At 53.1% G+C, this 26,056-nt stretch carries 30 protein-coding genes and 1 other annotated feature; of the genes, 11 read left to right on the forward strand and 19 right to left on the reverse strand.

Going from position 1 to position 26,056, the window contains the following annotated elements; genetic code table 11:
* Positions 1-26: 26 nt before the first annotated feature.
* From VH86_RS22930 to VH86_RS22995, 15 genes are all read right to left on the reverse strand, one after another.
* Positions 27-770 carry an EAL domain-containing protein gene (locus VH86_RS22930; protein WP_045834256.1) on the reverse strand — a complete coding sequence of 248 codons (744 nt, stop codon included), beginning with the start codon at positions 768-770 and terminating at the stop codon, positions 27-29.
* A gap of 312 nt (positions 771-1,082) precedes the next feature.
* Complete coding sequence (locus VH86_RS22935) at positions 1,083-1,544, reverse strand: NlpC/P60 family protein (protein WP_045813968.1); 462 nt, start codon at positions 1,542-1,544, stop codon at positions 1,083-1,085.
* A 68-nt stretch (positions 1,545-1,612) separates the two neighbouring features.
* Positions 1,613-2,359: a vitamin B12 ABC transporter ATP-binding protein BtuD gene (gene btuD, locus VH86_RS22940; protein WP_045834215.1), complete on the reverse strand. Its 747-nt coding sequence runs from the start codon at positions 2,357-2,359 to the stop codon at positions 1,613-1,615.
* Positions 2,360-2,905 (reverse strand): glutathione peroxidase, encoded by a 546-nt coding sequence (locus VH86_RS22945; RefSeq protein ID WP_038647329.1) that lies wholly within the window; start codon positions 2,903-2,905, stop codon positions 2,360-2,362.
* A 39-nt stretch (positions 2,906-2,944) separates the two neighbouring features.
* Positions 2,945-3,928, reverse strand: coding sequence for a vitamin B12 ABC transporter permease BtuC (gene btuC, locus VH86_RS22950; protein ID WP_045834216.1), 984 nt, complete (start codon positions 3,926-3,928; stop codon positions 2,945-2,947).
* Positions 3,929-4,018: 90 nt separating this feature from the next.
* On the reverse strand, positions 4,019-4,390 hold the full coding sequence (locus VH86_RS22955; RefSeq protein ID WP_045813965.1) for a DUF2502 domain-containing protein: 372 nt from the start codon (positions 4,388-4,390) through the stop codon (positions 4,019-4,021).
* 191 nt (positions 4,391-4,581) lie between these two features.
* Positions 4,582-4,884, reverse strand: coding sequence for an integration host factor subunit alpha (ihfA, locus tag VH86_RS22960; RefSeq protein WP_007892687.1), 303 nt, complete (start codon positions 4,882-4,884; stop codon positions 4,582-4,584).
* Between the two features lie 4 nt (positions 4,885-4,888).
* Positions 4,889-7,276 carry a phenylalanine--tRNA ligase subunit beta gene (gene pheT / locus VH86_RS22965; RefSeq protein ID WP_045834217.1) on the reverse strand — a complete coding sequence of 796 codons (2,388 nt, stop codon included), beginning with the start codon at positions 7,274-7,276 and terminating at the stop codon, positions 4,889-4,891.
* A 14-nt stretch (positions 7,277-7,290) separates the two neighbouring features.
* The gene (gene pheS, locus VH86_RS22970; RefSeq protein WP_038647337.1) at positions 7,291-8,274 is read right to left on the reverse strand and encodes a phenylalanine--tRNA ligase subunit alpha; all 984 of its coding nucleotides are present in this window, start codon (positions 8,272-8,274) and stop codon (positions 7,291-7,293) included.
* A gap of 71 nt (positions 8,275-8,345) precedes the next feature.
* Positions 8,346-8,471 (reverse strand) — a sequence feature (Phe leader region).
* Positions 8,422-8,466, reverse strand: coding sequence for a pheST operon leader peptide PheM (gene pheM, locus VH86_RS25815; RefSeq protein WP_121626058.1), 45 nt, complete (start codon positions 8,464-8,466; stop codon positions 8,422-8,424). Its footprint overlaps the feature before it by 45 nt.
* A gap of 115 nt (positions 8,472-8,586) precedes the next feature.
* Entirely contained in the window at positions 8,587-8,943 is a 357-nt protein-coding gene (gene rplT, locus VH86_RS22975) for a 50S ribosomal protein L20 (protein WP_007892678.1), read from the reverse strand.
* Between the two features lie 82 nt (positions 8,944-9,025).
* Positions 9,026-9,223 carry a 50S ribosomal protein L35 gene (gene rpmI / locus VH86_RS22980; RefSeq protein ID WP_006118955.1) on the reverse strand — a complete coding sequence of 66 codons (198 nt, stop codon included), beginning with the start codon at positions 9,221-9,223 and terminating at the stop codon, positions 9,026-9,028.
* A gap of 99 nt (positions 9,224-9,322) precedes the next feature.
* Positions 9,323-9,874 (reverse strand): translation initiation factor IF-3, encoded by a 552-nt coding sequence (infC, locus tag VH86_RS22985; RefSeq protein ID WP_034821726.1) that lies wholly within the window; start codon positions 9,872-9,874, stop codon positions 9,323-9,325.
* Positions 9,875-9,878: 4 nt separating this feature from the next.
* Positions 9,879-11,807: a threonine--tRNA ligase gene (thrS, locus tag VH86_RS22990; RefSeq protein ID WP_045834218.1), complete on the reverse strand. Its 1,929-nt coding sequence runs from the start codon at positions 11,805-11,807 to the stop codon at positions 9,879-9,881.
* A 244-nt stretch (positions 11,808-12,051) separates the two neighbouring features.
* Positions 12,052-12,813 carry a YdiY family protein gene (locus VH86_RS22995; protein WP_045834219.1) on the reverse strand — a complete coding sequence of 254 codons (762 nt, stop codon included), beginning with the start codon at positions 12,811-12,813 and terminating at the stop codon, positions 12,052-12,054.
* Between the two features lie 328 nt (positions 12,814-13,141).
* Between VH86_RS22995 and ghoS the strand changes: the two genes are divergently transcribed.
* Together ghoS and VH86_RS23005 are read left to right on the forward strand one after the other, a co-directional pair.
* A complete protein-coding gene (gene ghoS / locus VH86_RS23000) occupies positions 13,142-13,435 on the forward strand; it encodes a type V toxin-antitoxin system endoribonuclease antitoxin GhoS (RefSeq protein ID WP_231647374.1) in 294 nt (97 codons plus the stop codon).
* Positions 13,436-13,524: 89 nt separating this feature from the next.
* The gene (locus VH86_RS23005; RefSeq protein ID WP_045834220.1) at positions 13,525-14,418 is read left to right on the forward strand and encodes a fructosamine kinase family protein; all 894 of its coding nucleotides are present in this window, start codon (positions 13,525-13,527) and stop codon (positions 14,416-14,418) included.
* 4 nt (positions 14,419-14,422) lie between these two features.
* Here VH86_RS23005 and VH86_RS23010 read toward each other — a convergent pair whose 3' ends face one another.
* Entirely contained in the window at positions 14,423-14,959 is a 537-nt protein-coding gene (locus tag VH86_RS23010; RefSeq protein ID WP_045834221.1) for a YniB family protein, read from the reverse strand.
* 143 nt (positions 14,960-15,102) lie between these two features.
* Here VH86_RS23010 and hxpB point away from each other — a divergent pair, with 143 nt between their 5' ends.
* The 6 genes from hxpB to VH86_RS23040 all read left to right on the forward strand — a co-directional run bounded on the left by hxpB (position 15,103) and on the right by VH86_RS23040 (position 20,486).
* Positions 15,103-15,771, forward strand: coding sequence for a hexitol phosphatase HxpB (hxpB, locus tag VH86_RS23015; RefSeq protein WP_045834222.1), 669 nt, complete (start codon positions 15,103-15,105; stop codon positions 15,769-15,771).
* A gap of 234 nt (positions 15,772-16,005) precedes the next feature.
* The gene (kduI, locus tag VH86_RS23020) at positions 16,006-16,842 is read left to right on the forward strand and encodes a 5-dehydro-4-deoxy-D-glucuronate isomerase (RefSeq protein WP_045834223.1); all 837 of its coding nucleotides are present in this window, start codon (positions 16,006-16,008) and stop codon (positions 16,840-16,842) included.
* Between the two features lie 12 nt (positions 16,843-16,854).
* Positions 16,855-17,616, forward strand: a complete 762-nt coding sequence (gene kduD, locus VH86_RS23025) for a 2-dehydro-3-deoxy-D-gluconate 5-dehydrogenase KduD (protein ID WP_045834224.1) — start codon at positions 16,855-16,857, stop codon at positions 17,614-17,616.
* Between the two features lie 134 nt (positions 17,617-17,750).
* Positions 17,751-18,341: a metal-dependent hydrolase gene (locus VH86_RS23030; RefSeq protein ID WP_038650160.1), complete on the forward strand. Its 591-nt coding sequence runs from the start codon at positions 17,751-17,753 to the stop codon at positions 18,339-18,341.
* Between the two features lie 153 nt (positions 18,342-18,494).
* Positions 18,495-19,886, forward strand: a complete 1,392-nt coding sequence (locus VH86_RS23035) for an L-cystine transporter (RefSeq protein WP_038647354.1) — start codon at positions 18,495-18,497, stop codon at positions 19,884-19,886.
* A 198-nt stretch (positions 19,887-20,084) separates the two neighbouring features.
* Entirely contained in the window at positions 20,085-20,486 is a 402-nt protein-coding gene (locus tag VH86_RS23040) for a DUF6515 family protein (protein WP_045813959.1), read from the forward strand.
* 54 nt (positions 20,487-20,540) lie between these two features.
* On the opposite strand, the gene osmE is transcribed toward VH86_RS23040, so the two are convergent.
* On the reverse strand, positions 20,541-20,876 hold the full coding sequence (gene osmE / locus VH86_RS23045; RefSeq protein WP_038647358.1) for an osmotically-inducible lipoprotein OsmE: 336 nt from the start codon (positions 20,874-20,876) through the stop codon (positions 20,541-20,543).
* Between the two features lie 191 nt (positions 20,877-21,067).
* Here osmE and VH86_RS23050 point away from each other — a divergent pair, with 191 nt between their 5' ends.
* From VH86_RS23050 to cho, 3 genes are all read left to right on the forward strand, one after another.
* Positions 21,068-22,258 (forward strand): multidrug effflux MFS transporter, encoded by a 1,191-nt coding sequence (locus tag VH86_RS23050; RefSeq protein WP_045834225.1) that lies wholly within the window; start codon positions 21,068-21,070, stop codon positions 22,256-22,258.
* Between the two features lie 117 nt (positions 22,259-22,375).
* Positions 22,376-23,203, forward strand: a complete 828-nt coding sequence (gene nadE / locus VH86_RS23055; RefSeq protein WP_045834226.1) for an ammonia-dependent NAD(+) synthetase — start codon at positions 22,376-22,378, stop codon at positions 23,201-23,203.
* 112 nt (positions 23,204-23,315) lie between these two features.
* Positions 23,316-24,176, forward strand: coding sequence for an excinuclease Cho (gene cho / locus VH86_RS23060; RefSeq protein ID WP_045834227.1), 861 nt, complete (start codon positions 23,316-23,318; stop codon positions 24,174-24,176).
* A gap of 78 nt (positions 24,177-24,254) precedes the next feature.
* On the opposite strand, the gene spy is transcribed toward cho, so the two are convergent.
* Complete coding sequence (gene spy, locus VH86_RS23065; protein ID WP_038647366.1) at positions 24,255-24,752, reverse strand: ATP-independent periplasmic protein-refolding chaperone Spy; 498 nt, start codon at positions 24,750-24,752, stop codon at positions 24,255-24,257.
* Positions 24,753-25,032: 280 nt separating this feature from the next.
* The gene (astE, locus tag VH86_RS23070; protein WP_045834228.1) at positions 25,033-26,028 is read right to left on the reverse strand and encodes a succinylglutamate desuccinylase; all 996 of its coding nucleotides are present in this window, start codon (positions 26,026-26,028) and stop codon (positions 25,033-25,035) included.
* Positions 26,029-26,056 lie beyond the last annotated feature (28 nt).

Genomic DNA, 26,056 nt, shown 5'->3' on the forward strand with positions numbered 1-26,056 from the left:
GCGTCAGCGGATGACAGTTGAAAGGACTACTGCTGTGAAGGGGTGTGCGAAGTCACATCAGGATAAATAAGATCACCTAACCGTTCCGCTTTGACAACCGGGAACAAATTGCCTTGCAGTTGAGCTCCGCTCAGCGTGCTGACTTTCTCCAGCATGGCGTTATCGTCAACACCACATATTATGAGCTGATCGGCATAATCTGAGAAATTATCGATGACCGTTTGGATAAAGGGTGTAAAAGATGCACGTTTAGCCAGGCCTTGTATAAAGGTTTTATCCAGTTTCAGTACACTAAAGAGATTATCGTAAACTGCGGTCGCAGGTGCTTTACCCGCACCAAATTGGGAAAGCGATAAACGGAATTCCTGCTGTAATGTGGCCAAAAGTGGCTGCGCTTTTCCGCGCGCTAATTGCGGAAACGTTTCGCTAATATCGAGAATAATAAAAGGAAGTTGTTTAAATTTCCTTAACAGAAATTCACTTTCAAGCAGCGTTAACGCCATCGAATCATCAATACGAACCAGAGCGATAATTTGATGTAGCTCAAAAAAGTCACGGTACTTTTCCAGTAAAGAAAGCTGGCTCTGCATTAACCGTAATTGCTGCGCATCGTCTAATTGCGGCAACAGCAAATCCTGCGGCAGCGTAATTGGTGCGCTGTCGTGGACGAATTGCGTCACCAGCTCGACCGCAGTCAGCTGGCCCGCCAGTGTATAAACTGGATAGAACCAGGTTTCCGACTGATAGTCGGCAGATAAATGGACTTTCATTTTAGCAGCCAGAAGCAGTGGCAATTGGCGCATCGTATATCAATGAAAACGGTCAGGCAATAGGACCAAACGTTAGAAGAGACGCAATTTTGTGCCTGATTAAACCGTTTTAAGCCATAAATAAAACTTAAGCCAAATAACCGGGGTGGTTGTCCATACTCATTAAATAAATTCAGTCTTATTTTTAGTATTAATGCGGTCGCAGGTAAAGTGCCATTTTAAATGAGAGTTAAATTTGAGGGGAATTCAATAATAAATCGGCTGAAAAAACCATGAAGAGAATAGGTCATTCAGCACTGGTATGGTAATCACTCAGATACGACGTGCCTGCCAAAATACCTTGCGCCAATAGACGTTATCCAGTGAAGAGCGAATCACGCCCTGGCTGGTAGAAGCGTGGATAAAGGTGTTATCGGTATCGTAAATACCCACATGCAGGCCATTCTCTCCACTGCCCGTTTTAAAGAAGACCAGATCACCGGGCAGCAAATCGCGTTTATCAATGCGTGTGCCAATATCCGTCTGGTCGACGGTAGAACGCGGCAGTTGCATATCGAATTTATCGCGGAAGGTCAGATAAACAAAACCAGAGCAGTCTACACCGCCTCGACTTAATCCGCCGTAGCGATAAGGCGTGCCACGCCAGCGACCTAACTGATCATTGAGTTGGGCAATCACGGTGATGGAATCAGAAAGACGGCCATTCGGCGGCGGCGCGTGATGGCTACTACACCCAGCCAGCAGCATCATCAGAAGAAATACCGTTATTCGCATCAGAATGTCCCTAAATCCGTCGCCCGGATGACACTTTAGCGGCAAATCTGCTTAACAGGCAATGTTATTCAGGGAATAAACAGCAAAGGGCCTTGCGGCGTATCCAATTGTTCAAACTCGGTTTGGTAAAGCGGAGAGAGATTGGCGGCGGTGAGGACTTCCCGCGCACGTCCCTGCATGACCACTTCCCCCTGATGCATCAACCCTACGCGGTCAGCATGGCGCAGACTGTGGTTAAGATCGTGGCCGCTGGCAATCACCGCGATACCGGCGCGGCACAGCTGGAGCAGCAATTTGTCCACGGCTCGCTGCTGTGCGACATCCAGCGCCGTCAGTGGCTCATCCAGAATTAAAAGCTTGCCGTGAGGATTGATCGCTGGATGGATTTGCATCACCACCGCCGCCAGCCGCACGCGCTGCCATTCGCCTCCGGAGAGCTGCGTCAGCTTACGGGTTAATTTGTCCTGTACGCTGAGTTGCGTCAGCACATCATTGAGTGTGACATCTGCCTGCGGCGACGCCGAAGAGAAATGCAATCGTAGATAGTGCCAGACGGGCATGGTCCCTAACGCGTCTTGTTGTTGCGGTAACCAGGCACGCCACTGAGCCAGCGCGGACCCGCTTAAGCGGCCCAACGACATTCCTGCAAGCTGAATCACGCCTTGAGCCGGTAATAATCCCGACATCGCACTGAGCAAAGTACTTTTTCCCGCGCCATTCGGGCCCACCAGATGTATCCATTCACCCGCATTGACGCTGAGATCAACCGGAGCCAGACGTCCCGCGACGCTGACTCCCTGACACTGCAACAGCATTTACTCTGCCAGCGCCTGCTCAACGCGTTTCAGGATGATCGGATCATCAGGCGTCATATCCGGAGAAAAACGCGCAATCACCTTGCCCTGTTTGTTGATGAGGAATTTTTCGAAGTTCCACAAAATGTCGCCCTCAGCTTTAGGTGCACGACCTTTACTCACCATACGCTCGAGGAAACCGCTGCCTTCAGGACGTTCGGCTTCCGGCTGCGCTGCCGTTAACTGCGCATACAGCGGATGACGATCTGCACCGTTCACATCGGTTTTATCGAACATCGGGAAAGTCACACCATAAGTGGTGCTACAGAAGGTTTTGATCTCTTCGTTGCTGCCCGGCTCCTGCTCCAGAAACTGATTGCACGGGAAACCCAGCACGCTAAAGTTTTTGTCCTGCCAGGCTTTCTGCAGTGATTCAAGTTGCTCATACTGCGCCGTCAGCCCACATTTTGACGCCACGTTGACCACCAGCAGTACGTTGTCCTGATACTGTGCCAGTGTCGTTTTTTCGCCGTCCAGGGTAACCAGTTCTGTCTGATAAATGCTCATTGTCGATTCCTGTTGTTGAGACCAAGATGCCAGCCATTGCTAGCGCGAAGATTTCACTAATAGCACGATAAACAGCGGTGCGCCGAGGGTGGCGGTGACCACGCCAATCGGCAGCTCTGCCGACGTCAGCACCAGTCGGGCGATAATATCTGCCCCGAGGAGCACCGCAGCCCCTGCCAGCGCCGAGGCGGGCAGCAGGTAACGATGATCGCTAAAACCGCTTAAGCGTAACAGATGAGGGATGACCAATCCGACAAACCCGATGGCACCGGCCATCGCCACGCTGGTGCCAACCAGCCAGCCCATCGCCAGCACTAACAGGTTGCGCCATAACAACAACGGCAGGCCTAGCTGACGCGCCGAGGTCTCCCCCAGTGAGAGTAAATTCAGCGTACGCGCGGTGGCGGTAAGCAGCAGAGTAACCGGCAACAGCGCCAGCATCATCCAGCCATAGCGCCAGTCAATACCGCCAAAGCCGCCCATCATCCAGTACATTAACTGCCGCAGATCGAGGCTGGTGCTAAAGTACACGGCCCATGTCATCACTGCGCTACAGATAATGCCGAGCGCGACCCCTGTGAGCAATAAGCGGCTGGCTGAAAGCTGACGATGGGCAAAGTGCAGCAGGATCAGCGTGATCAATAATGCGCCCGCCATCGCCGCCAGCGCCAGGCTCCATAACGAGCCATTGCCCAGCATGACACCCAACACTAACCCAATGCCCGCGCCATTTGATACGCCAAGCAGGCCGGGTTCTGCCAGCGGATTGTTGAACAGCGCCTGCATCACTACACCACACACCGCCAGTGCTGCGCCCACCAGTAGCACGGCCAGCGTCCGCGGTAAGCGTAACTGCCAGACGAAGAGATCACCCTTCGATGTAAACCATTGGGTTGGGGAAATCCAGCTGTCTCCGGCACACAGACTGAGTACAAACAGCAGTAGCAGAGTGGCACTCAGCAGCATTAGCCAGCGCTGGCTGCGACGATCGGCCTGATAAGCAAGCTGGTCCAACAGAGTCATAGATGAGATTGGCTGAGAAAACAGAGATTTGATTGTAGTGAGATTGTGGCAAAAAGAAAGCGGCACCGAGTGGGTGCCGCTGAGCAATGCTTACTGATGAGGAGGGATCGGTTGACCGTGATTATCACGCTTATCGTGGTTATCGTGGCTATCACGCGGGTCATGATGCTGGTCGCGCGGCTGCGGTTTGTTATCGTGGCGCGGCGCATTGCCCGGGTGCTGTGACTGCCAGCCGTTACCGTTCCAGTAACCGTGTGGGCCTTTCATGCCAACACGCTGATTGTGGTGCTGTTTCCACCAGGTTGGCGCTCGCCAGTCGTAGCCATCCCAATAGTAGCCACGTTTATCCTGATCACCGATATGAATAGAGACACCCGGTGTGTTGATGTTAACGGAAACATTGGCGCTAGCCAGCAGCGGCATGCCTAACAGGATGCCCAGTAAAAGTGCTGTCTTTTTCATCAGCAATACCCCTTGTTATGTGATGGCGCTGTTATAACAAATGAATTGCGACAGTCACTATCAGCCAGTGCCGATTTTCATCCTATTTTCCGCATACTTACGAAATCCTGACATTATGGAAAAATTGCGCAGAATGGCTAACTTGCAGCCAATAAAAAAGGCCGCTAAGCGGCCTTTTTGTCATACTGAAATTAGTCAGCGTCCTTCGGTGTCGCGTTCTCAACGCGACTTTTCAACTTCTGTCCCGGACGGAAGGTCACCACTCGGCGGGCAGTGATAGGAATATCTTCCCCCGTCTTCGGGTTACGGCCCGGACGTTGGTTTTTGTCACGCAGATCAAAATTACCAAATCCGGACAGTTTAACCTGTTCTCCATTCTCCAACGCGCGGCGAACTTCTTCAAAGAAGAGCTCAACCAACTCTTTGGCATCGCGTTTGCTCAACCCGAGTTTTTCAAACAGGTACTCTGACATTTCAGCTTTTGTAAGCGCCATAGGTTCAATCCCTCAAGGTTGCCTGGAATCGCTCTTTTAATGCCGCAACGCATTTGGCAACGGTCGCGGCAATCTCCTCTTCTTCGAGTGTCCGGCTGGTATCCTGCAAAATCAGGCTAATCGCGAGGCTCTTTTCGCCCTCGTTCACGCCCTTACCACGGTACACGTCAAACAAGTTTACGCCAACTACCTGATTTACGCCAACTTTCTTACACTCCGCGATGATATCTGCTGCGGGCACGTTTTCAGCCACTACCACAGCGATATCACGACGGTTCGCCGGGAAGCGTGAAATCTCGCGCGCGTCAGGCAGGACGCGGTCTGCGACCTTATTCCAAAGCAGTTCAAACACTAAGGTGCGGCCGTTGAGATCCAGCTTACGTTCCAGCTCCGGATGAACCACCCCGATAAATCCGATTCGTTCGCCGCGTAAATAAATTGCCGCGCTCTGTCCCGGATGCAGCGCCGGATTGGCTTCTGCACGGAAAGAAATCTCTTCAAGTTTACCGGTCAAATCCAGCAGCGATTCTAAATCGCCTTTTAAATCATAGAAGTCAACCGCCTGGCGCGCCAGATCCCAATGCTCTTCATAGCGATTACCGCTCAGAACGCCCGCCAGCATAAGATCCTGGCGGATACCGAGATCGGCCTGCGTATCAGGAACAAAGCGTAAACCACTTTCAAACAGGCGTACACGACCCTGCTGGCGATTCTGGTTATAGACCACCGCGCCGAGCAGACCCGTCCACAGCGACAGGCGCATCGCCGACATATCGCTGGAGATTGGGCTTGGCAGAATCAAGGCCTCTTCACCCGGATGCAGCAACTGCTGCACTTTTGGATCAACGAAGCTATAAGTAATGGCTTCCTGATAACCTTTATCGACGAGCAGGTTACGCGCACGCTTCAGCGACAAATCCGCTTCGCGATGCTGAGTCATGATCAGGTTGGCTTTCACTGGCACGTCTGGGATGTTGTTGTAGCCGTACACGCGGGCCACTTCTTCAACCAGATCTTCCTCAATCGCCATATCGAAACGCCAGCTTGGCGCAACGGCTGTCCACTCGCCATTGCCCACGCTCACTTCGCAACCCAGACGCGTCAGGATATCGGTGACCTGCTCATCGGCGATCTCGTGACCAATCAGACGGTCCAGCTTTTCGCGACGCAAAGTGATAGTGGCGCGCTCAGGCAATTTACTGGCGTCGGTTTGATCGATAACCGGACCTGCTTCACCACCGCAGATGTCGAGCAGCAGCTGGGTCGCACGCTCAATGGCTTTGAATTGCAGCGCCGGATCAACACCACGCTCGTAACGGTGTGACGCATCGGTATGCAGGCCCTGACGACGTGCACGGCCGGTGATCGCCAGCGGTTCAAAGAAGGCACACTCGAACAGCACATTTTTGGTTTCTTCGTTCACACCAGAGTGCTCACCACCAAAAATACCGCCCATCGCCAGCGCTTTTTGATGGTCAGCAATCACCAGCGTATCGCTGCTGAGTTTGGCTTCAGTGCCATCCAGCAGCGTCAACACTTCACCCTCTTCCGCCATGCGCACCACAATGCCGCCGTCAATGCGGTCGAGGTCAAAGGCGTGCATTGGCTGACCCAGTTCCAGCAGAACGTAGTTGGTGATATCTACCACCGGGTCGATAGAACGGATTCCACAGCGACGCAGTTTTTCACGCATCCACAGTGGCGTTGCCGCTTTTACGTTAATCCCTTTCACCACGCGGCCCAGATAACGTGGGCAAGCCTCTGTGGCGTCGACGCGAATCGGGAAGGTATCGGTGATTGTTGCCTTAACGGGCTCAATCGTTGGCTCTGTGAGTGGCAAACCGTTGACCACCGCCACATCGCGCGCGATGCCGATAATACCGAGGCAATCAGCACGGTTAGGGGTCACACTGATTTCAATGGTGTTGTCATCCAGTTGCAGATAGCTGCGGATATCCGTGCCAATCGGCGCATCAGCGGGCAGTTCAATAATGCCGCTGTGATCGTCGGAAATACCCAGCTCAGAGAACGAGCACAGCATGCCTTCTGAAGGCTCACCGCGCAGTTTCGCGGCTTTGATTTTGAAATCGCCTGGCAGCACAGCGCCGACGGTCGCCACGGCGACTTTCAGGCCCTGGCGGCAGTTTGGCGCGCCACAAACGATATCCAGCAGGCGCTCGCCGCCCACGTTGATTTTGGTCACACGCAGTTTGTCGGCGTTCGGGTGCTGGCCGCACTCCACCACTTCACCCACGACCACGCCATGGAACGCACCGGCGACAGGATCCACGCCGTCCACTTCCAGGCCGGCCATGGTGATTTGCTCAGACAGCGCAGCGCTGTCCAGGGCTGGATTTACCCATTCGCGTAACCAGAGTTCACTGAATTTCATTGGATAACCTGCCCTTATTTAAATTGTTTGAGGAAACGTAAATCATTTTCGAAGAAGGCGCGCAGATCGTTCACGCCATAACGCAGCATGGTGAGACGCTCCATCCCCATGCCGAAAGCGAAGCCCGAGTAAACTTCCGGATCGATGCCGACATTGCGCAGAACATTTGGATGCACCATGCCGCAGCCCAGCACTTCCAGCCACTTGCCGTTTTTACCCATCACATCCACTTCTGCGGAGGGTTCAGTGAACGGGAAGTAAGAAGGACGGAAGCGAATCTGCAGGTCTTCTTCAAAGAAGTTGTTCAGGAAATCGTGCAGCGTGCCTTTCAGATTGGTGAAGCTGATGTCTTTATCAACAATCAGGCCTTCCATCTGATGGAACATTGGGGTGTGCGTTTGATCGTAGTCGTTACGATACACGCGACCTGGCGCGATGATGCGGATCGGTGGCTGCTGGTTTTTCATGGTGCGGATCTGCACGCCAGACGTCTGGGTGCGCAGCAGACGGGTGGCATCGAACCAGAAGGTATCGTGATCAGCACGCGCCGGATGGTGGCCGGGAATGTTGAGTGCGTCGAAGTTATGATAGTCATCTTCGATTTCCGGACCCGTGACCACCGCAAAGCCCAACTCGCCGAAGAAGTTTTCGATACGGTCGATGGTGCGGGTCACCGGGTGCAATCCACCGTTCTCAACGCGACGACCAGGCAGCGAGACATCGATGGTCTCTGCGGCGAGGCGCGCATTCAGTTCAGCGCTTTCCAGGGTGTTTTTACGCTCGGTAAGGCGGTCTTGTACCTGCTGCTTCGCTTCGTTAATCACCGCGCCTGCTGCCGGACGGTCTTCCGCTGGCAGTTCACGCAGGGTGGTCATTTGCAGCGTCAGGTGCCCTTTCTTACCCAGGAATTCGACGCGCACGGCGTCCAGGGCGGCGATATCCGACGCCTCGTCGATAGCGGCCGTGGCACGGGCCACCAGGTCTGCGAGTTGGGACATGATTTCCTCTTCTTCCAGCCGGGCTGGTCAGTTCTTGTAAGGACCGTGAGATCCGATTAAGTGTCGCCAGAAACAAAAAAGCCTCCACGAGGGAGGCTTTCAGCGCGATTTTTCGTTTCTTTTCTTATGCGCAAAAGCCCCCGATTGTCAGGCGCTAAAGTAAAAAAAGAAACGGAAAATAGCAGCGTGCATGCTTGCGTTACCTTGTCTTGATAGAAACCGCACTATTGAAAAGCCCAGCGGTTAAAATGTCAATCTTTTGCGTGAGTTGCAGGCAATAAAAAAGGGAGCAAGCTCCCTTTTTCATCTGACTTACGCCAGAGCTGATTTTGCTTTTTCGACCAGTGCCGTGAAGGTCACTTTGTCGAATACAGCGATGTCAGCCAGAATCTTACGGTCGATTTCAATAGAGGCTTTTTTCAGGCCATTGATGAAACGGCTGTAAGAGATACCGTTCTGACGGGCCGCAGCGTTGATACGCGCGATCCACAGCTGACGGAACTGACGCTTACGTTGACGACGGTCACGGTAAGCATACTGACCAGCTTTGATAACAGCCTGGAAAGCAACGCGGTAAACACGTGAACGTGCACCGTAGTAGCCTTTAGCTTGTTTTAAGATTTTCTTGTGACGTGCGCGAGCAATTACACCACGTTTTACGCGAGCCATGTGAGCTCTCCTATATCATATTCTGTGATGCCCTATTCCCTGCAGTACGCAAAGTGTTCAGGCAGATTTATAAAAAGTTTACTTATGCGTACGGCAGGCAGGCAACAACCAGACCCAGATCGCCTTTAGACACCATGCCTTTCGGACGCAGGTGACGTTTACGCTTGGTAGACTTCTTAGTCAGAATATGACGCAGGTTCGCGTGCTTACGCTTGAAGCCGCCAGAAGCGGTCTTCTTGAAGCGCTTAGCCGCGCCACGGACAGTTTTAATCTTTGGCATTTTTACAAATATCCACTTCGCATTGTTAATAAAATGAATCAGACAGGCGAATAAAATTCCGCACAGCGCGAACGCTGCGCGGCATTATTACTTGAAGGCCTACTGTTTCTTCTTCGGTGCGAGCACCATGATCATCTGGCGGCCTTCGATCTTAGTCGGGAAGGACTCGACAATGGCCAGATCCAGATCTTCACACAGGTCTTTACGGACGCGGTTAAGCACTTCCATACCGATCTGCTGGTGCGCCATTTCACGACCACGGAAACGCAGTGTGATTTTGGCTTTATCGCCCTCTTCCAGAAAGCGAATCAGGTTGCGTAGTTTGACCTGATAGTCGCCATCATCGGTACCAGGACGGAATTTGATTTCCTTAACCTGGATAACTTTCTGCTTCTTCTTCTGTTCCTTAGAAGACTTACTCTTTTCATAAAGGAACTTGCCGTAATCCATAATACGGCAAACCGGCGGTTCGGCGTTCGGGCTGATTTCAACTAAATCTACGCCAGCTTCTTCGGCTTTCTCAATTGCTTCGCGCAATGTCACAATGCCAAGTTGCTCGCCGTCTACGCCAGTTAAGCGCACTTCGGTAGCACGGATTTCGCCGTTGATACGGTTCGGACGCGTCGGTTGTACTCGTTTTCCGCCTTTAATAACCTTATTCCTCTAATTGGTGAAGATGTCGGCTGCGAATCTCTTGTTGCAGCTTCTCAACAAACACATCTACGTCCATGCTCCCGAGGTCTTTACCACGGCGGGTGCGCACGGCAACTTTGCCTGCTTCCACCTCTTTCTCACCGCAAACCAGCATATAAGGGACGCGACGTAATGTGTGCTCGCGGATTTTAAAGCCTATCTTCTCGTTTCTCAAGTCTGCTTTGACACGAATGCCAGCTTTCTGCAATTTCTTTGTCAATTCACTGACATATTCTGCCTGACTGTCGGTAATATTCATCACCACAGCCTGCACCGGGGCCAGCCAGCTCGGGAAGAAGCCCGCGAACTCTTCGGTCAGGATGCCGATAAAGCGCTCCATTGAACCGAGAATCGCACGGTGAATCATGACCGGCGTCTGACGATCGTTGTTTTCGCCCACATAAGTGGCGTCCAAACGTTTTGGCAGGGAGAAGTCTAGCTGAACGGTGCCGCACTGCCATGCGCGGTCGAGGCAATCGTACAGGGTAAACTCAATTTTCGGGCCGTAGAAGGCACCCTCTCCTGGCTGATATTCGAACGGAATTTCGTTCTCCTTCAGCGCTTCTGCTAAATCCACTTCCGCACGGTCCCACATTTCATCGGTACCGATACGTTTCTCCGGACGGGTCGACAGTTTCACCACGATTTTTTCAAAACCGAAGGTGCTGTACATGTCGTAAACCATGCGGATACAGCTGTTCACTTCATCACGAACCTGATCTTCAGTACAGAAGACGTGCGCATCATCCTGGGTAAAACCACGAACGCGCATCAGGCCGTGCAATGCGCCTGAAGGCTCATTACGGTGGCAGCTACCAAATTCCGCCATACGCAGCGGCAGGTCACGGTAGGATTTCAGACCCTGATTGAAGATCTGAACGTGGCCAGGGCAGTTCATTGGCTTGATGCAATATTCACGGTTCTCTGAAGAGGTGGTGAACATCGCTTCTTTGTAGTTTTCCCAGTGGCCGGTTTTTTCCCACAGCACACGGTCCATCATGAACGGACCTTTCACTTCCTGGTAATCGTACTCTTTCAGCTTGGTACGGACGAACACTTCCAGTTCACGGAAGATGGTCCAACCGTCGTTGTGCCAGAACACCATACCTGGCGCTTCTTCCTGCATATGGTACAGGTCGAGCTGCTTACCGATTTTACGGTGATCGCGCTTCGCCGCTTCTTCCAGGCGCTGCAGATAGACAGCCAGCTGCTTCTTGTCGCCCCACGCTGTACCGTAAATACGCTGCAGCATTTTGTTGTCGCTGTTGCCGCGCCAGTAAGCACCGGAGATTTTCTGCAGTTTGAAGTGATGGCAGAAACGCATGTTCGGCACGTGCGGACCGCGGCACATGTCGATATATTCTTCATGATGATACAAACCAGGTTGATCATCGTGGCTGATGTTTTCGTCAAGAATGGTGGTTTTGTAGCTTTCGCCACGCTCAGCAAAAACGTCACGCGCTTCCTGCCAGCTCACCTTCTTCTTCACAACATCGTAATTAGTCTCAGCCAGCTGGTGCATACGCTTTTCCAGCAGCTCAAGATCTTCCTGCGTCAGGGTGTGATCCAAATCGACGTCATAATAGAAGCCGTTATCGATCACCGGACCAATCGCCATTTTGGTATTCGGCCACAGCTGTTTAATTGCATGCCCTAACAGGTGTGCACAAGAGTGACGAATGATTTCCAGACCGGCTTCATCTTTGGCGGTGATAATTGCCACCTGAGCATCTTCGGTGATCGGATCAACCGCGTCCACCAGCTCGCCATTAACACGACCGGCAATGCAGGCTTTCGCCAGACCCGGTCCAATATCCAGAGCGATGTCCATCACGCTGACCGGACGGTCAAATACGCGCTGGCTGCCATCAGGAAGAGTAATTACTGGCATTTCATATCCTTAATTGCAGTGGTAAGCCACACGAAAGCCTACATGCAACATTGAGTTCTGTTTGAGTAACCCGGCGTAATGTCAGACCCACGTTGTCGGAATGACGCCAGGAATGTAAAGCGCCGGAGATAATAGCAGCTTTCTGCCGCGATCTAAACCCGCGAAAAATGCGCTAAGCCATCGACAGATAAAAAAAAACCGCTGCGCGGCGCAGGCCGGCAACGGTTTCTTCATCACGGCTCGCTTACATCGCGTAAGAAAGCTGGATGGTGGTTTTGGTGTCAGTACGATCCGGCGCAGACTCTGGCGGATTGTTATTCCAGGTCACGTTGTAAGCCAGCTTCAGCGCAAAGTGCGAGTTAATCGCTACCTCCAAGCCGGTTTCGGAGTTCACCGTCGTGTCATCACCGAAGCTGCTCAGCACAGATACACCCTGAATGAACTTGGTGGTATCCGTCAGCTGCCATTGATAACTCACCGCACCATAGCCCAGGGCTTTGGTTTCGTGGCCACCCGCGTGGAAGTCATCATAACGAACACCTGGACCGAATTCAGCACGCAGTGAATGCACCGGGCCGTTAAGGATCTGGCGACCGTAACCTGCGGTCAACACATCGCGTGAGTCATAACCGTTGAAACGGTCGCTCAACCAGCTTGCCTGGCCGAACAGGTAGTCAGCACTGTTCAGGTTGTAACGAGTACGACCACCCAGGCTGTAGGTCTCTGACGAACGCTCATCGTTTGAGGAGTTGTTCGCGGCATTACCCCAGAGACTGTAAGCGGTGTTGGTCTGATACCAGGTCATGTTGGTCGCAGCACTCAGCGCTGAACTGGTGGTGTTACCGGTTTGAGCCAGATATCCCGCTGACGCGCTGCCTTCAAACGGTTTTTTTGCCGTTGAAGGGTCATCCATAGAGGTAAAAACAGTGTTATCAGCTAATGCCTGGTGACAAAATGCTCCAGCAGAGAGCAATACAACAGCGGACAGCTTATTAAAGGCTTTCATTAAATGTGACCCGTACGGCAGTTTAAAAAAGAGTGAGTCTGAAGAGTTTTCCCGGCCAATCAATGCAATTTACGGTAAGTTTTGTAAAAAAGTATGAAGGTGCCAGAAATGCCAGGTTCCGCGCTGGAACCGCATGGTTAATAGGAGCTTTCCCATTTCCGCTGCGCATTATAAGAGGCAATTAACCAAATAGCAGCCCAATTGATACAAGAATTTTCTGAAGCCTGTTGACGCAGATTTACGCCTCCTTTCCCCTCCTAATTGCGCAGAATTCGCTCTATTCGCAGCGCTGGTCTACGCTGGAATTTGTTCCATAACAACGAGGTGAATGATGAGTGACCACGACCTGAAACGTTACATTGTCACGCTAAGCTATTCGGATGAGAGCTTAGGCGATCTGCAATCTCTGAACAGTGTGATGGTCAATGGCGGTTACACCACGACCCTGCATGACGACGAGGGCCGTTCACATGAATTGGGGACCAACAGTTTTGGCATCATCACTGCCCTGGAACAACACGAGATTGCGGAACACGCAGCCGGGCTGGCCGATGTTGCTTTGCACCGCCAGGCAGAGGTGAAAATCAGCACGCTATCCGAATTTCTAAAGGCAAAACCCTGACGCGCCACAAATAATCGCCCCACCACTGGTTTTGCTGAAGTTTTGAGCGCTACAATCAAACTTACGCAGCGAATAAAGAGGATTACCCAATGTGGTCAGCCATTAGTCGTCTGTTAAGCGAACACGCCGGTGAAGCTGAAATCACTGAACGTTACGAACTCCCTGGTGGCGATGTGCATCCTGCCTGGCGCCTCCGCTACGGCGATCTCGACGTTTTCGTAAAATGTAATACGCGCGATATGCTCACCCTGTTTAGCTGGGAAGCGGATCAGTTGGGCTTGTTGGCGCGGACACAGACGGTCCGGGTGCCAAAAGTGTATGGCGTCGGGAATGACCGCGACAGCAGCTTTTTACTGTTGGAGTATATTCAGCCAGAGGCGCTGAAAGAACACAGCGCCTTCCAGCTTGGCCAGCAGTTAGCTCACCTGCATCAATGGAGCGAGCAACCGCAGTTTGGCCTCGATTACGATAACAACATCACCACCTCCCCCCAGCCCAACAGCTGGCTACGCCGCTGGTCGGTGTTCTTTGCTGAACAGCGTATTGGCTGGCAATTACAACTGGCCGCTGAGAAAGGGGTGCAATACGGCAATACCGAACTGATCGTCGATTGCGTGCAACGCGCGCTGGCCAATCATCATCCTCAGCCTTCTCTATTACACGGCGATTTGTGGCCTGCTAACTGCGCGGATAGCAGTAGTGGGCCATGGCTGTTTGACCCCGCCTGCTATTGGGGCGATCGGGAGTGCGATCTCGCGATGTTGAATTACTACGTCGAATTGCCACGCCAGATTTACGAGGGATATCACTCGGTGTGGCCGCTGGCAGAAGGGTTTTCGCAACGACAGCCTGTGTACCAGCTCTACTATTTGCTCAACCGCGCCAACGTGTTTGCCGGTAACTGGACAAACGCCGCACAATTCGCGATTGACCAGTTGTTAAATGAAGATGCATTAGGACAACGTCAGGCCAGGCCGGCCTGACGCCTTACAACATGCCCAGTAATTTCAGGACAAAATAACCCGCAATAGCAATCACGATTGGCAGGATATAGAGCGGGAAAACTTGCAGCAAAATAGTATGTCGCGGGACATGGATCTTCTCTTCCAGCTGCGCACGTGTGCGTCCTTCTGTTCCTTTGGCTTGTTCAAGAATCAACTGATCCTCAATACCTTCCTTGATGTGACGCGACTGACGCCACATGCGTGCGCCTGACGCCTGCAGCGCAATGCCGACGAAAATCAGGATGTAGATGATCCAGAAGCCAATATTGGCACCGCCATTAAACTCCGGAACCGGTGAATTTTGCCAAAACAGGTTCAAAAACGGCGTGTTGAACTTGATCATGTCGACCATGACATGGACAAAATCGAGCATCACGGCATCAATGCCCGGCTGCTTTTCACTGTGTTTAAACATGAAGCCGAGAATTGAAATAATGGTGGATAGCAGCGCCGGAATAAAAATTACCCAGCCAGCCACTCGCTTAAGGATGGCGATGCGGCCAGCCTGTTGGTAAGTCATGGTGTCTCCCTTCACATAAAGTAGTTTTGCCCTAAGTCTACCTGCACTGCGGCTTTTTTTCCTGAAAAATGCGTAACCTGCCGTGAGTCGGATTTACCGGCTGCACATGGTATGGTAGGGCAAATTTCAAACGGAGCTGTTGTATGTCTTATCGTCGCCCGGTGTTGGCCGCTATTTTTGATATGGACGGATTGCTGATCGATTCTGAACCCCTGTGGGATCAGGCGGAACTGGATGTATTTGCCAGTTTGGGGGTGGATATTACCCGCCGCCATGAACTGCCCGATACGCTGGGTTTGCGCATCGATCAAACCGTCCGTATGTGGTTTGAAGCCCTGCCGTGGAACGGCCCGGATCAGGCGGAAGTCACGCAACGTATCATTGCCCGCGCACTGGCATTGGTTGAGGAGACGCGTCCATTACTGCCCGGCGTTGAACAGGCATTGCAACTTTGCCAGCAGCAGGGATTGAAGATCGCCCTCGCCTCAGCGTCACCGCTGTTTATGCTGGAGCGCGTGCTGGAGATGTTCGACCTGCGCAAATACTTCGACGCCATTGCTTCAGCCGAAGCCCTGCCTTACAGCAAACCTCATCCACAGGTGTATCTGGATGCGGCGGCGAAGTTAGCGGTGGATCCGCTGAACTGTCTGACGCTGGAAGATTCGTTTAATGGCATGATCGCCACCAAAGCCGCGCGCATGCGTTCGATTGTGGTGCCTGCAGCCGAGTACGCGGATGATGCGCGTTGGGCGCTGGCCAATGTGAAGCTGGCGAATTTGACCGAGTTGAAAGCTGAGCATCTGTTCAATTAATTCTGATACACCTGTGTCGGGCCAGGACGCAGCCCATCCACTCTCGTTGCCCACCTGTGGGCAACGCTTTCCATTGTTTTTCTGAGCACTCACTACAGCAATAACCGTGTGTATTTGATCGCCCACACAATTAAATAAAACAACGTTTCATTTTTATTGAATTCATGTCCCATCCTGCCTAAGATGCCCAAAGACCCACTTCGGGACACTTCCTATAACTTTGAGAGGTCTGAGATGGACGTTCGTCAAAGCATTCATACTGAGCATGCTAAAAATCTGGACACCGCCGGATTACGTCGCGAATTTTTGATCGAGAAAATTTTTGAAGCCGACAATTACACCCTCACTTACAGCCACATTGATCGCATCATCATTGGGGGTGTTATGCCAATCCAGCAGTCGGTGACGATCGGTGAGGAAGTCGGCAAGCAGCTAGGCGTGAGCTATTTTCTCGAACGCCGCGAACTGGGCGTGATCAACATTGGCGGACCGGGCTTGATTGACGTCGATGGCAAAACCTGGGAGGTGGGCCATCAGGAGGCGCTGTATGTTGGCCAGGGTGCCAAAAGCGTGGTTTTCCGCAGCAGCAACGCCAATCTTCCAGCGAAGTTTTACTACAACAGCGCACCCGCACATACCCGTTATCCGGATAAAAAGATTACCCTGCAGGATGCAGTCAAAGCCACGTTAGGCGATGCTGCGACCTCAAACCGTCGCACCATTAATAAATTTATCGTGCCGGATGTGTTACCTACCTGCCAACTCACCATGGGACTCACGCGTCTTGATGACGGCAATCTGTGGAACACCATGCCGTGTCACACCCATGAACGTCGCATGGAAGTGTACTTTTACTTTGATATGGCAGATGACAGCGCCGTTTTCCACATGATGGGTCAGCCGCAGGAAACGCGCCATTTACTGGTGCACAACGAGCAGGCGGTGATTTCACCGAGTTGGTCAATCCATGCCGGTGTGGGGACACAGCGCTATACCTTTATCTGGGGCATGGTGGGCGAAAACCAGGTGTTTGATGACATGGATCACGTCAGCATCAGCGCGCTGCGCTAACAGGAGCGGAAGATGATTCTTAACGCATTTAATCTTGAAGGCAAAATTGCGCTGGTCACCGGCTGCAATACTGGTTTAGGTCAGGGGATGGCCTTAGGGTTGGCGCAAGCCGGCTGTGACATCATCGGCGTTAACCGTGCCGGTCCTGCCAATACACAGGCTAAAGTTGAAGCCCTGGGACGCCGCTTTTGGTCGATTCAGGCCGATTTGACTCAGCCGAAAGGGGTGCCGCAGATCGTTGAGCAAGCCGTGGCTCAGGCAGGACGTATCGATATTCTGGTGAATAATGCGGGCATCATCCGCCGTGAAGATGCGCTCAACTTCAGCGAGCAGGACTGGGACGATGTGATGAACATCAACAGCAAAAGCTTGTTCTTCCTGTCTCAGCAGGTGGCGCGTCAGTTTATCGCTCAGGGCAACGGCGGCAAAATTATTAATATCGCCTCAATGCTCTCCTTTCAGGGCGGCATCCGCGTGCCCTCTTACACTGCGTCAAAAAGCGCAGTGATGGGTTTAACGCGGCTGATGGCCAATGAGTGGGCGAAACACGGCATTAACGTGAATGCCATCGCTCCTGGCTACATGGCGACCAATAACACCGAACAACTGCGCAATGATGAGTCGCGCAATGAAGAGATCCTTGGGCGCATCCCTGCCGGACGCTGGGGTGTTCCGGATGACATGATGGGTCCGATCGTGTTTCTGGCTTCTGACGCTGCAGATTATGTGCACGGCTACACGCTGGCCGTCGATGGTGGATGGTTAGCACGCTAACCTGTTCTTTTCCCGCGTCATTATGACGCGGGAAAGCGAAAAATATTAACGCTTCGTTACAGCGTCACCGTTCTATTTCACTGGATAAATCCCTATACTGGATGCATCGACAGTTTTTGCAGCCAGGTTTCATCATGACGGCCGAAGGCCATATCATTTTTGCCATTGCCAGCGCGATTTTTGCTAAGCGTGCGGAGCTGACGCCAGTCATGGCCAGCGCCGACTGGTGGCATCTCGTGCCTGCTGCACTTCTGACCTGTCTGCTGCCTGATATTGACCATCCTAAATCTGTGTTAGGCCAGCGCCTGAAATGGATCTCGCAACCTATCGCTCGCGCCTTTGGCCATCGTGGATTTACTCACAGTTTGCTGGCGGTGGCGGTCAGCCTGTGGCTATTCCAGATTAACGTCCCGGCGGACTGGTTCCTGCCTGCCGATGTCTTACAGGGGATGACGCTGGGCTATCTCAGTCACATCGTCGCCGACATGTTGACCCCCGCAGGCGTCCCCTTGCTGTGGCCGTGCCGCTGGCGTTTCCGCCTGCCGCTGCTCAACAGCCAAAAAGGTAATCAGCTGGAGCGCGCACTTTGCCTCGCATTGGTCGGATATGCACTTTGGTTTCCCGCTGGCATGCCCTCTTTTGGTGCCAACGGTTGGCCCGAGCAACTGTTTAATACGCTGCAAAATGGAGTCGGTCGGCTGGTTAATGGTCAAAACGGTCAATAATCAGGCAGATCAATCAATAAAGTTATAAACCATTCCTTTTGAGTATAAGCCTGCACTTTCCTGAACTGTTAACATTCCTGACATTCCCTGACGGGAACTTACTGTTTTCCGTGCCAGCCAAACGTGCTGCGCGGCACACCTCTGGAGTCGAGTATGGATTTTCCCCTCATTATTAATATCATCGCCTTTGTTGCGTTGCTGATTCTGTTGAATCGCATTGGCAACCAAAGCTGGAGCCTGTCGAAACGCGTGCTGACTGGCTTAGTGATTGGCGTGCTGTTCGGTCTGGCGCTGCAAACCATTTATGGCGAAAACAGCCCGGTGGTTAAGGATTCAATCAGCTGGTTCAACATTGTCGGCAACGGTTATGTCCAGTTGCTGCAGATGATTGTAATGCCGCTGGTGTTTGCGTCGATCCTGAGCGCTGTCGCGCGCCTGCATAATGCCTCTTCACTCGGCAAGATCAGCGTGCTGACCATTGGCGTATTGCTGTTCACCACCGCGATCTCCGCGCTGGTGGGTGTGATGGTCACCGGGCTGTTTGGCCTGAGCGCAGAAGGCCTGGTGCAGGGTGCGCAGGAAACCGCACGTTTGAGCGCGATCCAGAGCAACTATGTAGGCAAGGTCGCAGATCTCAGTACGCCGCAGCTGCTGCTCTCCTTTATCCCGAAAAATCCGTTTGCCGATATGGCGGGCGCTAACCCAACCTCGATCATCAGCGTGGTGATCTTCGCTGCCTTCCTCGGCGTGGCGGCATTGCAGCTGCTGAAGGATGACAAAGTCAAAGGCGAGCGCGTACTGGTGGCAATTGATACGCTGCAGTCCTGGGTGATGAAACTGGTGCGTTTGATCATGAAGCTGACGCCGTACGGTGTGCTGGCGCTGATGACCAAAGTGGTGGCGGGCTCTAACCTGCAGGACATCATCAAGCTGGGCGGTTTTGTGGTGGCCTCTTATCTCGGTCTGGCGATCATGTTTGGCGTGCACGCCCTGCTGCTGTCCGTGAACGGCATCAACCCGATGCGCTTCTTCCGCAAAGTATGGCCGGTGATCACCTTCGCTTTCACCAGCCGTTCCAGTGCGGCCAGCATTCCGCTGAACGTGGAAACGCAGACGCGCCGTCTTGGTGTGCCGGAATCGATTGCCAGCTTCTCGGCTTCCTTTGGTGCCACCATTGGTCAGAACGGTTGCGCCGGTTTGTACCCGACCATGCTGGCGGTGATGGTTGCACCAACGGTCGGCATTAACCCGTTTGATCCGATGTGGATTGCGACACTGGTCGGTATCGTTACGCTGAGCTCGGCCGGTGTTGCCGGTGTTGGCGGCGGTGCCACTTTCGCTGCGCTGATTGTGCTGCCAGCGATGGGCTTGCCAGTCACACTGGTTGCCCTGCTGATTTCCATCGAGCCGCTGATCGATATGGGCCGTACCGCATTGAACGTCAATGGTTCGATGACAGCAGGTTCACTCACCAGTCGCTGGCTCGGTTTGACCGATAAAAAAGTGCTGGAAAGCGACGAGCACGCTGAACTGGCGCATCGCTAATTCCGACGCAACAGAACAACGGCAGGCCTCATCGCCTGCCGTTTTTTTATGGCTGAAACTCCGCAATTCCCCCCGATCGTGGCGCTAGCGTCAGGAAAGCGTTAAGCATGGTAAACAGACGAAAAATCAGCCACTTTTCACTTGAGTTTTGTCATTAAAAGGCGAATTCTGCTATCAGTCATAGCAGGAGAATCACCGATGAAAAACGTTATCGCCTCGGTGCTGGCGTTAACCTTATTAACGCCAGCCATCAGTTTTGCCCACCCTTACGGCTGGGGCCCCGGCCCAGGTCCACATTGGGGTGGGGGTCCACATTGGGGAGGTGGCCCACGTTGGGGCGGCCCGGGTCCGTTGCGCTTCTTACCTGAAGCGGCTACTGCGGTGCTGATTGGCGGTCTCACCTATTACATGCTGAATGGCAACTACTACCAGCGTCAGGGCGATACCTATGTCGTCGTTCAGGCGCCTGAAGCACCGCCAGAGGGCGGAATGCGCGTGCTGGATTTCAACGGAAAACGCTATTACGTGCAGGAAGGTCACTACTATCAGCGTGAGATGGGCGGCAATTATGTTGAAGTGCCCCGCCCGTACGGACTGTAAGTGTAAAACGAAAAAAGGCCCGTCATCGACGGGCCTTTTTGTATTCGGCAAGAATTACTGTGCAGCTTGCGGATCGGTATCGTAGTCTTTACAGCTCTGGAAGCCGTAGTTCATCACGCGGCCCACATCGTTGTAACTGACAAAGTAGGTCTGTGCTTTACCATCACGCTCGCCGAGCACGTAGGTCTGGCAAGTACCACGGGCATGTACCATGGTAATTTCAGTTGATGGCGCACCCGCAATCTGGCGTACCTGATCGCGCGTCATTCCTTTTTTCACATCTTTAACCACCGGCTTAGTCACATAGCTTTCGGCTTTGTCATAAGTCGTACAACCCGATAAGGCTACCAGCGTCATAGCGGCAGCGATACATCCCAGCACTTTATTCATCTTTATATTCCTCATACTTTGTCCATGTCACACTAAGCCTGGAACATAAATCCAGATTTATCAACTTAATGGCTTCGCTTTAAGCCCATTCTGAAGCGTTAGTTTTACGTAAAGTTGCTGTGTTGCCGCTTCACGCTTCGTATAATCTCCCGGCAAAAAAAATCTTAAGACATCAATAAAACAGAGGATCAATGACACCTGCACACTCTAATCGGCTGGTTTACGCCATTACGCTGGGCCTGCTCGCGGCACTTGGACCGCTCTGTATCGACCTGTACTTGCCCGCCTTACCTGAACTGGCGCGCGATCTGCATACCGAAACCGCCACCGCGCAGTTAAGTTTAACCGCAGGATTACTGGGCCTTGGCGCCGGACAATTGCTGTTTGGCCCGATGAGCGACAAGTTTGGCCGTATCCGCCCGTTGTTGCTGTCGCTGGTGCTGTTATTTATCGCGTCAATTGGCTGCGCGCTGGCAAAAGACATTCACTCTCTGTTGGTAGCACGTCTGTTTGAAGGTCTGGCGGGTGCAGGCGGCGCGGTGTTGTCACGCGCTATCGCACGCGATATGTACAGCGGCCATGAACTGACTCGCTTCTTTGCCCTGCTGATGCTGGTGAATGGCCTGGCGCCAATTGGTGCACCGGTGCTCGGCGGTATGTTAATGACGGTGCTGAACTGGCGCGGCATTTTTGTGGTACTCGGATGTATCGCTGTACTGCTGATCTTCCTCGCACGCTGGAAACTGCACGAAACGCTGCCCGCTGAACGTCGCAGCCAGGGCTCAATCTTTTCCGCCTGGGCAGCACTCGGCCAGGTGATTACTCATCGTCGCTTCATGGGCTTCTGCCTGACGCAGGGCTTTATGATGTCCGGCATGTTTGCCTACATCGGCGCTTCCCCATTTGTGTTACAGCAAATCTACGGCCTCTCACCCCAGGCGTTTAGCTTCTGTTTCGCTGCTAATGGCTTCGGCCTGATTATTGCATCTCAAACCAGTGCACGTTTGTGCCCACTGTGGGGAGAATATCGCGTGCTAAAAGGCGGGCTGACGCTGGCATTCGTGGCGTCGAGCTGTCTGTTATTAGCGGGTCTGACCGGGGCACCGCTGCCGGTGATCCTGCTGGCACTGTTCTTCACCATTGCCAGTAACGGTGTCATTGCGACGACGGCTTCGTCTCTGGCGATGCAGAGTCAGGGGCATCGTGCAGGCAGTGCCTCAGCGGTAATTGGTGTCACCATGTTCACGTTAGGTGCCATTAGCGTGCCCGTAACCGGTTTGGGCGGCACCTCAGTATCGAGCATGACGGGCACTATCTTTGGCTGCTTTATGCTGGCAATTTTGATGTTCATACTGTTGGCACAAAAACCGAAAAGCGCCTGAAAAGCCTGCAAATAAGTGCGACAACAAGCCATGCGGCTTGTTGTTTGCCAACGGAGGCGTTAGCTTTAGCAGATGATTCGTATTGTGCCGTCAGGCTACTGACTTGAGGAGAGGTTCATGTCACTGCAGCAGGAAATCATTGAAGCGTTGGGTGTTAAACCCGTTATCGATCCGCAACAGGAAGTCCGCGTCAGCGTCGATTTTCTGAAATCCTACCTGAAAGCCAATCCATTCCTGAAAACGCTGGTGCTTGGCATTAGCGGCGGACAGGACTCCACGCTAACTGGCATCCTGTCTCAAACCGCCATTCGCGAGTTGCGAGAAGAGACCGGCGATAAGGACTACACCTTCATCGCAGTACGTCTGCCGTATGGCGTGCAGGCCGATGAGCAGGATTGTCAGGATGCGCTGGCGTTTATCCAGCCGGATCGCACGTTAGTGGTCAATATCAAAGAAGCGATTCTCGCCAGTGAGCGCGCGTTGAAAGAAGCGGGCATCGCAGTCTCCGATTTCGTACGCGGCAACGAAAAAGCCCGCGAGCGTATGAAGGCACAATACAGCATCGCCGGCATGACCAAAGGCGTGGTAGTGGGCACCGACCATGCAGCCGAAGCCGTGACCGGTTTCTTCACCAAATACGGTGACGGTGGCACCGATATCAACCCGATTTTCCGCCTGCACAAAGGCCAGGGCAAACAGCTGTTAAAAACGCTGGGCTGCCCGGAACACTTGTATCTGAAGCATCCTACTGCCGATCTGGAAGACGATCGTCCTGGCTTGCAGGACGAAGTGGCGCTTGGCGTGACCTATCAACAGATTGACGCTTATCTGGAAGGCAAAACCATCGATGCCGCCGCCGCAAAGACCATTGAAGGCTGGTATCTCAAAACCGAACACAAACGTCGTCCGCCGATTACCGTGTTTGACGATTTCTGGAAAAAGTAATTGTTCTACGTTTCCCGCCGCTGTCGCGGGAAACGCCCTTCTTCTGCCGCTGACTGGCGAGAAAAGCATCACGCTGATATACTGGACGGACAACCAGTAATCGGAGTGTGTTTTGGTCAGACGTGCAGCCAGCCACCGCCTCGAATTTGATGCGGCCGCGATTTATCAATATCCCGAACATTTACGACAATGGCTGGAAGGATTACCGAATCAGCCAGGCGTGTATACCTTTCACGGTGAGAGCGACAGCTTGCCACTGTATATCGGCAAAAGCGTCAACCTGCGCAGCCGGGTGATGTCGCATTTTCGCACGCCGGATGAAGCCAACATGTTGCGTCAGGCGCGGCGTGTGACCTGGATCCCTACCGCGGGCGATCTTGGCGCGCAACTGCTGGAAGCGCAGATGATTAAAACGCAGCAGCCGCTGTTTAATAAGCGCCTGCGCAAAAATCGTCAGCTCTGTTCGTTGCAGCTTGGCGATGGCGCTCCGCAGGTGGTTTACGCCAAAGATCTCGACTTCTCCTGCTCCCCCAACCTCTACGGTTTGTTTCGCAGCCGCTTTGCGGCCATGGAAAAACTCAAGGCGATTGCCGATGAACAACGCCTGTGCCATGGATTACTGGGATTAGAGCGCTTATCACCGGGACGCGGCTGTTTTCGCGCCGCGCTAAAACGCTGCGCCGGGGCGTGCTGCGGTACCGAATCCGTTGAAGCCCATCAGCAACGTTTGCATCAGGCACTGGAACAGATGCGCGTGGTGTGCTGGCCGTGGCAAGGTCCGGTTGGCATGGTTGAAGTGGGAGCAGAGATGACACAGATTCACGTCATCGATCACTGGTTCTGGCTCGGTTCGGTCACCACCGAAGCGGAGGCCCGCCAGCTGCAGCGCGCACGCCAGGGCTTTGATCATGACGGCTATAAAATTTTGTGTCGCCCGCTGTTGTCTGGGGTTTTCCCGCTGATCGAACTCTAAAACAAAACCGCCGACGCTGCCCAACGCATCATATGCAGTGGACAACGTCGGCGGTCTCAAACCGATAAGCTAAACGGCTTATTCGCCATCAGCCGGCGGTGGCGGCATTTTACCGTCATGCGGGCCTTTCTCTGTCAGACGTTTCTCAAAGTTGGCGTTGTACTGTTTTTTCTGTTCAGGCGTCAGCACGTTGTAAATCTTGTTCTGCGTTTCCATCATGCTCACCGCACGATCTTTCGCGTTGGCGGTCATTTTCTCCGCCTGCGCTTCGGCTTTCGCTTTATCGAAAGTATCTGAAGCGATGATGCTGTGGTTAGCACGACGCTCTTCCAGAGATGGACGTTTCATCTCTTTATGGCTGTCACGCATGATGGTTTTGATCTGCGCTTTCTGCGCATCCGTCAGATTCAGGCCTTTGAACATCATCTCCATACCGTGATGACGCATTGGCGGCTTGTGCATCGGTTTTTCGCTACCTGCTGGCGGTGGTGTCAGATTGTCCGCTGCAGCGTGGACGATGTTGGCAGCACCAAGAGCCATTGCAGTAGCCAGGAACAGGGAAGTGAGTTTACGCATAATATTTGTCCTTACTATTCAGTTTCATGACGACAAGGTGTGTCGCGTCTTCGGAAACAAGCATACGACGCCAAACGTCAACTACTCAGAGTCTGAGTAAAGCCCTGAAAGCATAAAAGACAGTAATCAGGCAATCATGGAGAGAAAGAGAAGAAATGCGTGAGGAATTGCAAAAGAGTATGACAATCAAAGGGAAATGCGCAGGAATTAAGGAGGAGTGTAACGGTATTGTCGGATTTGCGGAAGGGAAAAATGGGTGAATTTTCTTCACCCACCTTATTTATAACGTCAGTGCCTGCGTTTGCTCGTTCTCTTCCACCAGCATCAGGCCAGCACGCAGTCCCGCGGCGACATTTGGATTGGGAAACAGCACATATTCACGCGCCTGTTGTACGTAGTAGCGCGTCTCCCCCTCTTCTGCCAGCAACGTGCCCTGCGGGAATGCCGTAAAGTTCAGCGTTTCTGGCCCCATGTGCAACACAAACGCGTCACCGTGACGGGTAATCTGCTGCGCCACACGATAATGCCGCGGCTGTTCCCGCACTTCTGGCAGTGGCTCGCCATACAACAATGCCGCCAGCGCCTGCTGCACCGCCGAGAACTGGCTGAGATCATTTTCACCAAACGGCAGGGCTTTACCCAGCTCCAGCGTACAGCTGGCCGCATCATGATGTTCACAGCTGTAGTGGGTAAAAGTGCCGCCAGGGGAACGATGAAACACCAGCGCTTCCAGCTCTGCCGCCGCCAGCCAGTGCAGAAAGTCGTGCGGCCACGGTTGAGGATTCAAGGGCATCACACCAAAGCGCGCATGGTACGAGCCACGAATCGCGGTATGCAGATCGAGATGCCAGCGTACTTCATGATCGCGACACTCGCGCCAGAACTGTTCAAGCGCCTGTTCCAGTCGCAACGTGCGCTGAGCTTCAGGCAAATCGGACACCTTCTGCCAGCGCCCACCGAACAAGCGGTTAATATCATATTGCTGATAGCGCTTGCCGCTGCGTAGCGCATCGGGATTGCCCAATATCACCAGCAACCGCACCGCTAACGGTTGTTCTCCGCGCAGCAGTGGCGTCAACAACAGGTTAAGAATCTCTACCGGGGCCGTTTCGTTGCCGTGCACGCCCGCTGACAGCACCAGCGCCTGATGCGTCGGTGCATGGGGTGTCAGGGATAGAATGCCCTCATCGTGCCACTGCCACTGTAAATGGGCATTGCTGCCCTGCCGCTGCTGGGGCGGCTTACCTGACAGGGTTTGTTGGAGAAAATCCTGCATGTACACTCCTTTTCAACTCAGAAGCTTC

The organism is Pantoea sp. BL1 (assembly GCF_000963985.1).
GTDB classification, from domain to species: Bacteria; Pseudomonadota; Gammaproteobacteria; order Enterobacterales; family Enterobacteriaceae; genus Pantoea; species Pantoea rwandensis_B.